This window comes from Telmatobacter bradus (assembly GCF_048629425.1).
GTDB lineage: Bacteria > Acidobacteriota > Terriglobia > Terriglobales > Acidobacteriaceae > Telmatobacter > Telmatobacter bradus.
This window is the reverse complement of record NZ_CP184532.1, coordinates 3978411-3992719: the sequence shown is the minus strand read 5'-3', so window position 1 is coordinate 3992719 and position 14309 is coordinate 3978411. Positions and strand designations below refer to the sequence as shown.

The 14309-nt window shown below is 54.3% G+C and carries 10 protein-coding genes; 3 read left to right on the top strand and 7 right to left on the bottom strand.

The genetic code is table 11. From position 1 onward, the window contains the following. Positions 1 to 48: 48 nt before the first annotated feature. Positions 49 to 3183, top strand: coding sequence for a carboxypeptidase regulatory-like domain-containing protein (locus ACOBR2_RS16395; RefSeq protein WP_420237178.1), 3135 nt, complete (start codon positions 49 to 51; stop codon positions 3181 to 3183). Between the two features lie 60 nt (positions 3184 to 3243). Continuing rightward, positions 3244 to 5661, top strand: coding sequence for a hypothetical protein (locus tag ACOBR2_RS16390; RefSeq protein WP_420237177.1), 2418 nt, complete (start codon positions 3244 to 3246; stop codon positions 5659 to 5661). A 61-nt stretch (positions 5662 to 5722) separates the two neighbouring features. Here ACOBR2_RS16390 and ACOBR2_RS16385 read toward each other — a convergent pair whose 3' ends face one another. The 7 genes from ACOBR2_RS16385 to ACOBR2_RS16355 form a co-directional block, all read right to left on the bottom strand. Beyond that, on the bottom strand, positions 5723 to 5851 hold the full coding sequence (locus ACOBR2_RS16385) for a hypothetical protein (RefSeq protein WP_420237176.1): 129 nt from the start codon (positions 5849 to 5851) through the stop codon (positions 5723 to 5725). Between the two features lie 73 nt (positions 5852 to 5924). Then, positions 5925 to 7814, bottom strand: coding sequence for an asparagine synthase-related protein (locus ACOBR2_RS16380; protein ID WP_420237175.1), 1890 nt, complete (start codon positions 7812 to 7814; stop codon positions 5925 to 5927). 17 nt (positions 7815 to 7831) lie between these two features. Then, a complete protein-coding gene (locus tag ACOBR2_RS16375) occupies positions 7832 to 8209 on the bottom strand; it encodes a lasso peptide biosynthesis B2 protein (protein ID WP_420237174.1) in 378 nt (125 codons plus the stop codon). After that, positions 8190 to 10220, bottom strand: a complete 2031-nt coding sequence (locus ACOBR2_RS16370; RefSeq protein ID WP_420237173.1) for a prolyl oligopeptidase family serine peptidase — start codon at positions 10218 to 10220, stop codon at positions 8190 to 8192. Before ACOBR2_RS16370 ends, ACOBR2_RS16375 begins: the two co-directional genes overlap by 20 nt. Next, a complete protein-coding gene (locus tag ACOBR2_RS16365) occupies positions 10217 to 11542 on the bottom strand; it encodes a phosphotransferase family protein (RefSeq protein ID WP_420237172.1) in 1326 nt (441 codons plus the stop codon). Before ACOBR2_RS16365 ends, ACOBR2_RS16370 begins: the two co-directional genes overlap by 4 nt. 21 nt (positions 11543 to 11563) lie before the next feature. Further along, the gene (locus ACOBR2_RS16360; protein WP_420237171.1) at positions 11564 to 11818 is read right to left on the bottom strand and encodes a PqqD family protein; all 255 of its coding nucleotides are present in this window, start codon (positions 11816 to 11818) and stop codon (positions 11564 to 11566) included. Positions 11819 to 12047: 229 nt separating this feature from the next. After that, positions 12048 to 13607 (bottom strand): hypothetical protein, encoded by a 1560-nt coding sequence (locus ACOBR2_RS16355; protein ID WP_420237170.1) that lies wholly within the window; start codon positions 13605 to 13607, stop codon positions 12048 to 12050. Positions 13608 to 13969: 362 nt separating this feature from the next. Between ACOBR2_RS16355 and ACOBR2_RS16350 the strand changes: the two genes are divergently transcribed. Further along, complete coding sequence (locus ACOBR2_RS16350) at positions 13970 to 14113, top strand: hypothetical protein (protein WP_420237169.1); 144 nt, start codon at positions 13970 to 13972, stop codon at positions 14111 to 14113. Positions 14114 to 14309 lie beyond the last annotated feature (196 nt).

The window sequence follows — 14309 nt, the reverse complement described above, 5'->3', positions numbered from 1 at the left end:
TAGATGAAAGGAACCCTATTCATCCTCACACCCCTGGAGTTCCGCCGCATGAAACGACTGATTATCCTCCTTCTCTACGGATTTTGCCTTTCAATATCTCAGGTCAATGCGCAGTCTACAAATGCCACACTCAGCGGTGGCGTGACTGACCCCGCTGGCACTTTCATTGTGGGCGCGGAGATCGACATCGCCAACGATACCACCGGCGTTGTTTATTCGGCCAAGACAAACAGCTCCGGCATCTACTACCTTTCCGTTCTTCCTCCCGGACAATACCACGTCCAAGTATCGAAGATCGGTTTCAAGACTCTTATTAAACCGGATGTTGTTCTGAATGTGCAGAGCGCCCTGTCGCTCAACTTCTCCCTGCCTGTCGGGGCGACATCCGAAAGCATCACTGTTGATGCGGTTTCGCCGTCCATCAACACAAATGACGCATCTGTCAGTACTGTCATCGACAGACAGTTTGTCGAGAATATGCCATTGAACGGGCGGAGCCTGCAAAGCCTGATCTCCCTTTCCCCCGGTGTTGTTCAGGTTCCGATACCCTATGGCAGCGCTCCAGGTTTTAGCGGTGAATTCAGCGTCAATGGCCAGCGCACCGAATCGAACTACTACACCGTCGATGGCGTAAGTGCGAATGTTGGCGTAGGAGGCAGCGGCATTGCCACAGGCGGCGCATCCGGTTCAATACCTGCCCAGACGGCGCTTGGCACAACACAGAATCTTGCAAGCATTGATGCCCTCCAAGAATTTCGCATCAACACCTCCACCTACTCTGCGGAATACGGCCGGAGCCCAGGAGCGCAAATCGCTCTGCAGACACGAGCCGGCGCCAATATCTTGCATGGCACAGTCTTCAACTACTTCCGAAACGACGCACTTGATTCGAACAACTGGTTCAACGATCACACCAGCCCCGCAACGAAGAAGACCGCAGAGCGTCAGAACGACTTCGGAGGTACACTTGGTGGCCCGATTGTAATTCCCCACATTTACGACGGCAAGAACCGCAGCTTCTTCTTCTATTCTTACGAGGGGCTGCGCCTGCGTGTCCCGACGCCCTCAGTGACGGTACAGGTCCCGGACACAACGTTGAGAAGCAACACTCCTGCAGCTCTCCAGAGCATCGTGAATGCCTTCCCCATTCCAAACGGGCAAGCTGTATCAGGCATCTCAGGACTGGCCTACTTCACTGGCGCCTACTCACTGCCATCTGGCATCGACACGAACAGCATCCGTCTTGATCACAGCATCGGAAACAAAACGCAACTGTTTGCTCACTACAGCGATTCGCCATCCGATACGAACAGCCGCTACACCTATGATCTGGCCCAATTAATAACCCAGTCAATGGTCAATAGGAGCTTCACCTCGGGGGTTACGCACAGCTTCAGTAGCAAGTTTATCAATGAAGCACGGTACAACTACACGTGGACGGAAACCGCATCGCACAATTCTATCGACGACTACGGCGGCGCAACTCCATCGAGCCTTCAAACCTATCTGCCGAAGTCAACTCTTCCGTATCAGCAGTTCGCAGCCTTCCTCTACTATGGTACGCACCCTGGATTCGATCTCAGCACGACGCGCTTCGGACAAACGCAGATGAACTTGGTTGACAAGCAGACCTTTATCAAAGGGCGGCACTTCATCAGCGCTGGCATCGATCTGCGCCGCCTTGAAACAACTCAAGTGGTTAACCAACTCGAAGTGACGATGCTTTACACCAGTTCCGCACAATTTCTGACAAACCAGTCGCAGACCTCTCAGGTCATCAGCAACGGCAGACCACCTGCGCCGATCTTTTGGAACATTTCGAGTTACGTTCAAGACGAATGGAGCATCTCTCCACGCAACTCCCTATCGCTGGGATTACGTTGGGACATCAATCCGCCGCCATCGAATGGCAACGGACGCATTCCGCCGGTGCTCAACCAAATTACGGATCTAGCCTCCGCCGCACTTGCACCCGAAGGAACGCCACTGTGGAATACCTACTACCGGGGATTTGCTCCGCGGATAGGTTTTGCATCTCATCTCCACACCGCCGACGGCCACGACACCGTACTCAGAGTCGGCGTCGGAGCCTTCTATGATACAGGCAATACGCTTGGAGCAATCGGATTTGGATACTTGGGATTCGCGTCGAAACAGACCTATTCCGGATTGAGCTTCCCGCTCCCGGATGCTGCCTATAATCCTCCCGCCCCGTCCACGGCGACTCCATATACGCAGACGGTGGTCGGCTATGATCGAAACCTCAAGCTTCCATACACGCTGCAATGGAATCTGTCGGTAGAGCAAGCTCTTGGCAGAACGCGGACATTCACTCTAGGTTATGTTGGTTCAGCAGGCAGGCGTCTGACGGTCGCTGACTTTCTCAATCCCTCCACGATCAATACAGATTTCTCTCTCGGTAACGGGCTCTATACGGTAAGCAATGGTTCCTGGTCTAACTACCACTCCATGCAGGCGAAGTACCAGGAGCAATTAAGTCATGGACTGCAATTCCTTGCATCCATGACCTGGTCCCACAGCATCGACAACCGGTCAAACAATTGGATCAACTACCAGCCTCTCCTCAAGGGCGACTCGGACTTCGATGTCCGTATGAACTTCCAAGCTGCTCTCACGTATAACCTCAGCCCATTCGGCTCCCCGCTTTCCCGCCACTTTACCAATGGATGGGCTTTTGATCTGAGAACGTTTGCGCGCTCGGCGACGCCCGTCGATGTCTATGGTTCTGCTTATGTCGCTGCAGATGGAACCCAGCAATATGCGCGCCCCAACCTCATCCCCGGTGTTCCCCTGTACGTCTCTGGCCCCCGCGACGTGATTCCCGGAGGGCGGAAACTTAACTACAGTGCTTTCGAAGGCGTAACGGGAGCGCTTGGCAACGCGCCGCGGAACCTGCTGAGGGGATTCGATGCCAATGAGATCGACTTTGGTATGCGCCGAGAATTCCTCCTCGGCGCAAAGGTGAAGCTGCAGTTTCGCGCAGAGGCGTTCAACATCCTCAACCATCCTGTCTTCGGTGCGATTTATAACACCCTGACCTCTGGTGCCAGCCAATTCGGCCAGGCCCACAACACTTTGAACATCGCACTGACAAATCAGAATTCCCTCTACGAACAGGGCGGTCCCCGTTCTCTGCAATTGGCCGCGAAGATTTCGTTCTGAATGAACTGATCCCGGCCCCATTCTCTTCCAAGCGCTTGATCCACCCATGACGAGGTAGCTATGTGCCCACTCCTGCGCGCAGGCATTCGAGGAATGCTGCGCTTTTCAATCGCCGCGATCGCGATCACGCACGGTTATTCCCAGACACAATCCGTGCATAGATTCGATGTAAGAGATTCGATTGCTATGACAACTTTCAGCACTCCATCTGGACTTCGCAACGGCCTCCGGGTAGAGAGTTCTCCTAATGGACGTTACTTCTGGTTTGTTACAACTCGAGAGATCCTCGATACCAATCAGATCGAATCGACTCTTTGGCTCATTCCATCCAACTCAGTCCGCGCATTCCTAGATGGCAAGGGCGCGGCACATTTAACAACGCCACATGCGATTGCGCATCTCAGGGCCGTTCCGACCCTGCAGGCGAATTCATCGTACGCTTCATTGATCTCAGACGTTCAATGGTCCGACGATTCGCGGAAGGTTTACTTCCTGGGTCAGGTTTCCGGAGCCAGCAGAAGACTCTATGAAATCGACATTGCCGCGAATCGATGCCACGCGATCACTTCCCACGCAATAAATGTTCAGCAGTATGCCCGGCAGAATGTCCACCTCGCTCTCACGGCAACGCCAGCCATCCCCCCTAAAAGAACGGTCCCATGGAAACCAGACGAGGCTATCAATGCGGGTGCCGGTACCGTGACAGGAATGGGTCTTGAGGATATTCTCCAGTTCCCGCAAGAGACACACGGCTTCGGAAGCATTGATCGTGTTCCAACTCTATGGACCGGAACGGCGGGCCAAATCCATCCTGTTGTTCCTATCAACAAGGAAGAGCAGGAGGACGTTCAGCATTCCCAGGAGGTTCTGTCCATCTCGCCCGATGGGCGGCTGGTAATCCGGCTGCTTTCCGTCTCCTATACCCGGCCGGAGTGGAGCTTCTACAAGCCTATGTCAGGTTTCGAGTCCTGGCGAATTCGAGCAGACGATCAGACCCAAGTTTCGCCCCAAAACTGGTACCGGCTTCGAGAATACATGTTAACGGACACTCAGACCGGCAAGACAACCTCTCTTGTTGATGCTCCCAGTGGTGATTCCCTTGCTGTGCAGGATCGGAGCCTCGCTGTTTGGTCGCCGAACGGCGAGAGGGTTTTATTGGGCAACATAGCTCTACCACTCAATGGAGTCGATGAAGACGAGAAACAGCGGCGAACGACGATCTGCGCGGTTGCGGATGTCGAGATCGCGACCCACAAAGTTCAGTGCGTTGTTTTCTCACGGGATGCGGTGAACGTCGGCCTCACAGCCGCGAATCCTCACCCTCTTAGACTTCGAGATGCATCCTGGGAGGGAAACACGGATACCATCACCCTGCGATTCAACTGGCACGACAAGTGGGGACAGGTTGAGCGGTATCGTCGCCTCAACGGGAAATGGGCCCTTCAGAATGTCTTACCTGCCTATCCAGTAACAGCTTTCGATGCTGACGACGCTGCCTTATCCAGCCAAAAACTGGACCATGTGGCGCTTACAATCCGGCAGGACCTCAATACGCCCCCCGCACTCTGGGCTTCAGATACACGTAGTGAAGAGAGTAAGCAACTGTGGGCTCCCAACCCCCAACTGAGCCAGATGGCCCTGGGGAAAGCATCTCTTTACCATTGGAACGATAAGACCGGATACGCCTCTACGGGGATTCTCGTCCTGCCGCCAGACTATCGCCCGGGCACTCTCTATCCCCTCGTAATTCAAACACACGGGGTCTGGGAGAACATCTTCATCACAGATGGGTCATACACAACGGCAATGGCTGCCCGGCCGCTGGCATCCGCTGGCATGGTCGTCTTGCAGACCCAGTGGAATGCCACTCATTTTTCCGAGCGACAGGAAGCTTCCGACCAAGTCGAGATGTTTGATGCGGCTATCGCACAGCTGAGCAGAGACGGCATCATCGATGATCGGAAAGTTGGCATTATAGGATTCAGCCGCACCTGCGGACATGTCGAGCAGGCTTTAATCAGCAATCCAGACCGCTACGCTGCTGCGACGATCGCCGACGGCATGGATGTCGGCTACCTTCAATACATGCTATTTGCCGACGGTCGCCCCGCACTCGCGAGAGAATACGAGAAGATCGTTGGGACGCTGCCCATCGGGGACGGCCTCAAGTCGTGGATCGATTACTCGCCCAGCTTCCACATGGACAAAGTCAAGACGCCGCTACGCATCGAAGCCATCGATCCAAGTTCGATCCTGACGATGTGGGAAACGTATGCCGCACTGCGCAGGCTACATCGGCCCGTTGACCTGATCTATATCGCTGGAGCGCAGCACATTCTTCAAAGACCTCAGGATCGGATGGTTTCAGAACAAGGCAATGTGGATTGGTTCCGATTCTGGCTGCAGGGATACGTGGATACCAACCCGATAAAATCGGCTCAGTACGCACGCTGGATGGCGTTGAAGAAATTGCAATAATCTGAAATAAAGACGAGCAGCCGAAGCAAGCATCGTCCCTTCGGCTGCTCATCGGTTGGGCTTACTCGTCCGCTTCATAGGCCGCCGGCGTGCATTCGACTCCATCGAAATCCGGGCTGGCCTTGATTTGTCCCTGGATGACATCTTCTGCGACGAAGGTGTCGACGATTTGTGGCGCTGTGTACTTCATAAGGATTCTCCTTCTGTTGTATTGGTTCCTACCAGGAGATGCATGCCTCCCCCGATAAGCTCTTTTCTGCTCGCTAAGACGCAACTGAACCTTGTGCCCAACCACCAGGTTCAGTCATCAACGAGCTATGCGCGCCATACCAAAGGTGGAGATGGATTGCGCGTATTATGAAAGGCATCTTGACTTGGTCGCTCCGGCGAATCGCCGCGATCACATCTTCTTCAAGAAGATGACTGTCGACCAGTTCCTGAATCTGTTGCGAAGACGTTCTGAATAGTTGTCGTATCTCTTGCTCGCCATGCTGCAGCGTTAGCAAGACGGAACGGCTACGTGTCCCTTTCCGGCGCCGCTCAAGGACTTCGTGCGGCACGATCTTCTGCAATGCACTCCTCATAAGTGCGCGGCGCCTCCCTGGGTGCAGTAGTCTATCCCGAGGCACGCGAAGAAGGAAATCGTCCAAATCACGATCAAGATACGGATAGCGAATCTCATATCTGCGTAAATGACGTTGAGGACGCTGCGGGAGCGTCTCTAGCAATGCCAGGCCGGCACGGGCATTGGCAATATGGCTTGGAATCGTCCAGGGCTGAGAATCGGAGACTCGCGCCCATTGGTTCACCTGTTCAAGTCTCTTCAACAGAGGAGATCTGATCCACGAAGGTATTGATTGCATTTCGATGCGCGGCTGCCGGTACTGCTGCGATATGAACCACAGAGTTTGTCCTGTCATGTGCAGCAATGGAGTCCTGTCAACAAGGCACCAGTCAATCGCCCTCTTTAGATAGGAGAACAGTCTCCCAGCCACCAGCAGGTCCCCCAATTCCGGTAGAGCAGTGGGCACGCCCCCTAGCAATTCATCCCCACCTATGCCCGAAAGCACGACCCTGTAATCTGTTGACGCCGTGGATTCAATTAACCTACGCTCGTTGTCTAACGTTGCATTATCCGCTCCCGGCCAGAGATACCGGACCGGAGCACACACGATCTGTTCGCTCAGAAGCGGAAGAGGCAAGTGCAAACCTTTCTTTCCCCTGTATCTCTCAACGGCCTCAAAAAAGGGCTTCTCATTCCAATTCGGCTCGGAATCGTCGTAATAAGATACCGTATCCAGCAGGTCTGCACGCTCCGCCCCCTGCAGTTTGCGGATGTGATCGGACATGCAGACGATTGAGCTTGAATCCATTCCACCGCTGAGTTGCGCCAGGATCGGTGCCCCTGGACCCGTTCTGCGTTCAACGGATTGCTTAAGAAGCGAGAAGAACTGCTCCTCGTACAGGGCATCTGTCTGATAGTGGAGCCGGTCCTTGACCATCCAACTCCAGTGCGGCTGACTCGTGATTTTGCCGCCCTGAATGCGCACATAGTGGGCCGCCGGGACGGCGCGGATTCCCTGATAAGGAGTCAGATCGCGAATCGGCTGACAGGCAAGATAGCATGCAACATACTCATCATCGAGATTGCGTCGCTTTGTATTGACGAAGAATGTTTCGAGGTAGGTGCCCCAGAGAATACAGTTCTTCGCCACTTCGTAGTAAAGCGTCCGTGTTCCCGCATGATCCCGTGCAAGGTAGAACACCCGGTCTGCGTTCGACCACAGCGCCAACGCCCAATCGCCAATGAACCTTGCAAAGCAGCCCTCGCCCCAGCGGACGAAGGCCGCCAGCACAATTTCTGAATCCGCCACATTGTGGCGCGCCAGATCAAGCGCGTTCTGCAGTTCGGCATGATTGTCGAGCCTGCCATCGAAACAGAGCATGTTGCTTCGATCATCGACAAGAGGTTGTGCTTCGAGCCGCGAGCGCTCATGCGTGTGAAAGGCTTGAAAACCCATTCCGACGTTGACTGTCACTCGGATAAACGTTCCGTCTGGCGCGTAGCGGCTTGTTGTCTGGGCCAGATCTCTTAGCTGGTCTTCCATCACACTCTGCTCATCTGTAGTGCCGACCCCAAAAATAATGCTCATCGCAACTCCTTTCCGCCTCAGCAGCGTTCAAGGACTGTATAGACGTCCAGCATGTACGGCTTGTCGTTTACCACATTGCCGTTGATCTCGCACCAGGCGTGCGACCTGAATGGAAGCATCTGTGCTCCGATCACCAGTTCCGCACTCCAGCCGTGACGCCGAAAGAGAAGCGTCGTTGCTGAGGACCGTTGCAGGCAGAGCACGCGACTGAAATAGAAGACACAGGCATAGTCCATAGCGCGGCTCAGATTTTCGACTGAAATCAAGCTGTCGGAAGTGGTTGGACGAACCATCTCTTTCTCCACGATCCGGTGAAGTTTTTTGAAATTGCGGGAATGCATGATCCAGTCGAAATAGAGCAACAGAAACCAGCTCTCAAGCACGAGACGTTTCATCAAAACCTCCGTTTGGCAAGGTAATCTGCAATTCTCTACAGAGAAATGCGATTCGGCGTGTCAGAGCTTCGATCCGAACCGACAGCGGCAACACGGGAGAATGCCCGCGCTCCTCGCTATAATCCACAATCACCGCGGATCTCTGGGCAGTCCGGCTTTGCAAATGAGCCGCCATTTTGCGAGCATGCGCCGGATTACAGCGATCATCCTTGTCCCCGGAAACAAACATCGTCGCAGGATAGTTCACATCTTCCGCGATGCGGTGATAGGGCGAGTAGCCATAGAGAGCGTGAAAGTCTTCTGAATCCTCGACCGTTCCGTACTCGCGCCGCCATTTGACGGCCTGATCAAAATGCTCGTAGCGGACCATGTCGAGCAGCGGGGCGATGCAGAGAACGGCACCGAACATATCCGGCCGCTGCGTCATCGCGGCGCCAACCAGCAGGCCGGAGTGCGAACCGCCAAATATCCCTAACTGGGGTGATGTGGTTACACCTTGTTCGCGGAGCCAACCCGCCACGGCAATAAAGTCATCGATGGCTGTCTGGCGGTTCCTGGCACGCCCGGCATCGTGCCACGCTTTCCCAAACTCTCCGCCTCCGCGGATGTGCGGCAAGGCGAAGGTGACGCCAAGTTCCATCATGATGGAAACCAGGACGGAGAACTGAGGCGTCATTGAAACGCCGAAGCCGCCATAGCTGGTCATGATGACAGGAGTTGGATGACCGTTTCTGTCCCTGTTGCCTGTGACCAGCGTCAGTGGAATCGCGGTCCCGTCCTTTGAGTCAACGCGCACCTCGCGCACATGAGAGCGGAAACTGCGATGAGCTGGCCCTCGTTGATGCCATAGTTTTGATGTGTTCGTTAGCGGGTCAAACTTGTAGATGGCGGGTGGCGTATCGAAGGACTCGAACGCATAAAAGAATCCTACGGCCTGTTGTGTGCTGACCGGAAGCATTTGGATCGCTCCGTTTGCGGGGAGGTCAACCGGTGCGAACTGATGCCCATCGAAGTCCCATGCATCGATCGACGGAATTCCTCCCTCCAGGTAGCTGATATAGATCCGGTCTTGCGTGATCGCGAACTGTCGGATGGGAATATGTTTCTCGGGAACCAATGTTCGCAGTTCTTCGCCATCGATCGACAATTCAATGAGTTTTGAGCTCTTCGATTCGGTTTCGACGAGTGCAAGAATCCTTCCATGGCACAGAATCGGATTATAGGGAAGCCGCTTTTCTGTAAAAACTCGCGCCCAGTTGCGCGCATCATTTTGGTGGGCGATCGAAAAGTCTGCAAGCATCTTCGCAGTGCCCTGCGGGCGAAGCCAAACCGCCCCCAGATGCAGCGCATTCGCTATCAGCACAAGCCTGCTGCCGGCAGTCTGCGGAACACGAAAGACAATCTCATCTTCTCCCTGTTCGCCAAAACGATGCAGACGAATCGTATCTTCACAGGAAGAGTTATCTGTTTCCTGAGCGTAGAGATATCCGTCGCCCTCAAGCGTGAATGCAAACCCTCGCGCGTATCCCAAGGGAATGCTGTCAGGAAGAATCTGGCCGGTATCCACATCGACGACATGAATCTCTTTGCGGTCTTCACCGCCCTGCTTAATCTCAAATGCCAGGAGCTTTCCATTTTCCGAAATGCGATGAATCCCCACCGAAGTAAAAGGCCCCTCCACGGAAGGATCGATAAGCAACCGTTCTTCCGCTGTCGCAGCATCTCGAACGTAGATGCTGGCTTGCTCCTCTCCCTTGCTTCGCTTCCGATAGAAGTAGAGGTCCGCCACACGCGAGGGCTGATCGACGACCTCTACATCGAGATATTTCCGGACGCGGCTCTCCAACATCTCGATGCCCGGACACGCGGCGAAGTATGCCTCGCAGCGGTGCTGTTGCTCTCGAATCCATGCCGCAGTTCCCGGCAGGTTCCGGTCTTCAAGCCAACGGTACGGATCGTGCACCATCACGCCGTGTATGAGATCTTCAACTGGAAGCATGGTAGCGTTCATAGCACCTCCAGCAGGGCTGGAGCCTTCGCTGCATGATCCATGTGCCGCGCAAGGCTTCGGGCATAGCTCTCAACTTGAGGACGAATTGCCCCGCCCGCGAACCAGTCGCCGCGGCCATACAGATAGGCGTAGATTGCAAGAAGTGGCATCAGCGCAAATGCTTCGCCGATGCTGGCATCGCTGAGCCGGCCCGACCACGATCTGCGGTAGACGGAACAGACCGTTTCACGGTGCTCTGGATTGAGTTGGCAGAGACGCTCACACGACAGGAATGGATTGCCAATCGCTGCTTCACTCCAGTCGGTAAAGACACAACGGACCCCGTCGTAAAGAATGTTGCCAGCGTTCAGGTCGTTGTGAATCAGGGCGTCCGGAATACCGAGAGTCTCCATGTGACGGCAAGCAGCACGCAGGGTCTCTGCCAATTCCAGGAGACGCTTACGGCTAAGGGGCAGTGCCTTTGTAGAAGTCTGCCGCGCCATCGCATCGATCAGATATGCTGTGATTGCATCGATATGACTTCTCAAGATTGAAGGCCGCTGATCGAACGCTCCCGCAGACAACAGCACATCCACGCAGCCGACAGTCCGAAGCTGAAGTGATGCGAAACCCTCCGCGGCGCCAACCAGCGATTCCTTCGATGGAGGATCGCACAATGGAGTACCGGCTTCCGCAGTCAGCCAGGCGTTCCAGTCTTTCTTTTTTGCAATCAGAGGTGGCAAGGAGTTCGGACACAACTCAGACAGGCATACCGTGAAAGCAAATTCGTGATCGTTGGGTGCTCCTGTTGCTTTTAGCCAATAGGCATGGTCGTCTTCTGTATGGAATCGCAGAAGTGCAAAAGCTCCTCCTACATTAAACTGCTCAATGTCATTCCTGGAAGAGATTGTTCGACCTGTGGTCTCCTCTATCCAGGCGATCGCTTCATCAATCCAACCGATCCGGGATAATGGGTTCTTGCCTTTGCCGTAGAGAAGCGACACTAGAGCGGAATACTCTGCTTCCACCAACTCGGAGTTGAGAATGTGATCCAGTTCTACGGCCCGGAGGGTTAGCGGGATCCTGCCGTCCAGCAACTCAGCCGCAACACAAGATGTGGAACCGTCATTCATTCGGAAAATGTCCAGAATCAAGGTCTCAGCACCCCAGGTGGCCCGGATTACCTTGCGCAATTGCTGCGCAGGACGGGTCCACTGAGGAATGCTGACACGCGGCAATCGACAACCATCAATCGCGTCAACAGCCAATACCGCACCTGACGCCGGCTGTATAAGGACGAGTCGGTATTCTACTGTTTCGACAATCGTGGCAGTTGCCGCCATAATGTCCTCCACATCAGCAGATCAGCAGAACAAGAGATGTTGGTTCTTCAAGGCATCGATGAATTTCTGCACATCACGCTTCAGCGTATCCACCTGCTCGCCCGTCTCGCGTGCTAGATCCGCTACGATGGCATCCTGGTTTTCGCCGCGTTCCAGCGCCTGCCACACAAATGCTCCCGTAGAATTGAGCGTTGTGATCGTCCCCGCCGCGGAGTTCAGAATGACGGCGCCGTCCTGATTCGCGATGGTTCGTAAATGAGTACTGGAATTTCTCATGCGCGTCCCTCTCAATGTTCCGGCGGCACGCGAAGCAAGCCGGAATGAGACAGAGCTTATCGCGGATTACGACGTTTGCAGGTGAGAATCGCGGAAATGGCCAAAATTACTCTCGTGTAACGGAACGAAAGGGTTTATGCAGGCCAAACGCCACGTCCGTGGTGCAATGAATGAATGCCATTTTGGCCAAATTTACATCGTGGGATGACAGCCGCTTCCGGTGGCGTCGCTAGACCGGAATAAGAACGCAGCCTACGCGCCATAGATCCTTGAGTTCATCCCTGGCGAGCGTAGTCTTCGATCCGTATCCGTAAGCGCTGGATAACAGCGCGTATCCAGCGCCGTCTCTTTCGAGGTAGCCGCAGATGGTTTCCAGCCCTCTGCGAAGCACGTAGAAGGGCCGTGACCATCCGCTCTTTCTCTGCTCGCTCTGAACATCGGGAATCGCCGGGGATTTTTCGAGAAACATCCACGAACCAGGTGCAATTGCGGGATCGAGTCCTTGAATTGCATATTCGTTGGCTAAGCGCAGTGCACGGTCGCTCCACAGGCGCAATTCGGGGAACTTATAAGACAACAGCGGGATCCATTCGACAAGCTCCGTCCGATACACCTCCCACGCTTTTACAGGTAGGGGCAAACGCACCTCTGGAGTTGTAGCCAACACGTCGGCCCAATGTCTGGCATTGAGCAGGGTTTCCAGAGAAAAACGCCCCGTATCGGTAATCATGGAACCTCCCGTTCTGAGCGCGTCCGTATAACGCGCGAAGTTTGCCACCGTGAAATAGATCAATGAATCCACGTGCGGTTCCGAAGGCGTAAATGATCTATAACGGCGCTCCGTCCGTTGACTCGGACTGGAACCAAATACTGCATGGAAGGCCTCTCGGACCAACTGTTCCTCCTTCTTCGTCCTTTTGAATCGCATATGCTCAGTTGCGAAAAGGACATTCCTCGTCAGTTGCTCCGTGGGCAGGATCAGATCGGCGCAATTGCCACCGAGTGGAAGGGAATACCGCGAAGGATACTCGGGAAGGGGAAGCTTCAAAGCAAACATCCGTGCTCGTCCCACGATCCGCACCGCACCTGGATAGTCGAAATTCTGGGGGCCGAGATACGTTCTTTCCGAAGAGAGTAATTGCAGTTTTCCGCGCGATACGACGCAGCGGCTGCAGCAGTATCCATTGCCGAATTGAAGCAGATAGATCGCGCGTGGGTTCGGATGGAATTCTTCATCCTCCGCGATGGGTTCTACTAAAGCCAGCGATCCGGGCGGAAGACTCGATCCCAGGCTGTCCTCTGTCCCAATGTGAACGAAGAAGATGCCCGGCCGTAGCCAACCTGCCTCTTCCAGAATTCGCATAGGAATACCGGTTTGCCATCTGGTCACCATGTCTCCCAACATCCCGCTGAACCCGAATATTTCTTCCGATGCGAATTCCAGCGGCAGATCAATCAGCCGGTCACGCTCGAACGGATATGACTCAACAATGTGAGTACGCCCACCATTGAGTTGCAAGTCGTATTCTCGGATTTTGGCCAGGTTGTAGCCGAACAGACGATGTGCTCCTTCGGTCGTCAATCTGGCCATATCGGCCACTTCATCGACCGCGGTGAGCGTGGGGTGCTCTTTGGTGCGCGGGAGATTCGACAGGAGATCCTTGATCCCGACCTCGCGCCGCTCGTAGGTGCGGCTCTCCTGTTCGTCGGCAGGTTTGATTTGACGATATAGATCGCGTATGTGGGCTAAGGCATCAGAAATCTCACTACGGGTGACGGACCTATACACAACGATGTCCCCCTTTTCGAGAATCTCAGCACGTTACCTGCGTAATCGCAGATGAACGACAAATGAAAGGAACGAGCCACCTGAAGATCTTGATCTCCTTGATGACAAGCACCCTTCTCTGAAAACAATCCCGCGTGGGCGGGAAACATCATCGTTGAACTTTCCCATTGCATAGCGTAGCTGACCTTTCTTCACCGCGCGTCGCAACACGGCACGGTTAAACATCACGAGGAAGGAATCGTCTTCTGAGGATACCCGTGATTCATTTTTCGGTCTTATAGCAAGTCTGCCTTTCTGAATCTGATATTGCAAGCTGAACGAAAGCGCAGAAGGCGACAAAACACAATGACTTCAATGATTCGATGAGCGGACAGACTTTTGAGGTGCACGATGATGTAGCCCATTGCTCAATCGGCCTGACAACTGTGCTGGCGAACCAGGGTAGCGAACGGCGCATAGCGCCGGGTCGTGTGCATGAGCAGATGTACAAAAATGGTGCATCATGAAACACGGGTTGAACAGCCTTTGCGGGCCGCAACGGCAAACCCTTCGTTCCAGAACTTGCCGCGTGCGATCACGAACGCCCTTCGCCACTGTAGTGTTATTTTGGACAAATCGCTAATTCAATAAATATTGCTCCAAGTCATCGCATCGCACACGGAACGCCCAGGATCGCCACACCCTTGAGGTCGAACCAGCTCC

Excerpts from the sequence above, each read along its gene's own strand:
- ACOBR2_RS16395 (WP_420237178.1), top strand. The coding sequence starts at position 49 with ATGAAACGACTGATTATCCTCCTTCTCTACGGATTTTGCCTTTCAATA.
- ACOBR2_RS16390 (WP_420237177.1), top strand. The coding sequence starts at position 3,244 with ATGTGCCCACTCCTGCGCGCAGGCATTCGAGGAATGCTGCGCTTTTCA.
- ACOBR2_RS16385 (WP_420237176.1), bottom strand. The coding sequence starts at position 5,851 with ATGAAGTACACAGCGCCACAAATCGTCGACACCTTCGTCGCAGAAGAT.
- ACOBR2_RS16380 (WP_420237175.1), bottom strand. The coding sequence starts at position 7,814 with ATGAGCATTATTTTTGGGGTCGGCACTACAGATGAGCAGAGTGTGATG.
- ACOBR2_RS16375 (WP_420237174.1), bottom strand. The coding sequence starts at position 8,209 with ATGAAACGTCTCGTGCTTGAGAGCTGGTTTCTGTTGCTCTATTTCGAC.
- ACOBR2_RS16370 (WP_420237173.1), bottom strand. The coding sequence starts at position 10,220 with ATGAACGCTACCATGCTTCCAGTTGAAGATCTCATACACGGCGTGATG.
- ACOBR2_RS16365 (WP_420237172.1), bottom strand. The coding sequence starts at position 11,542 with ATGGCGGCAACTGCCACGATTGTCGAAACAGTAGAATACCGACTCGTC.
- ACOBR2_RS16360 (WP_420237171.1), bottom strand. The coding sequence starts at position 11,818 with ATGAGAAATTCCAGTACTCATTTACGAACCATCGCGAATCAGGACGGC.
- ACOBR2_RS16350 (WP_420237169.1), top strand. The coding sequence starts at position 13,970 with ATGAGCGGACAGACTTTTGAGGTGCACGATGATGTAGCCCATTGCTCA.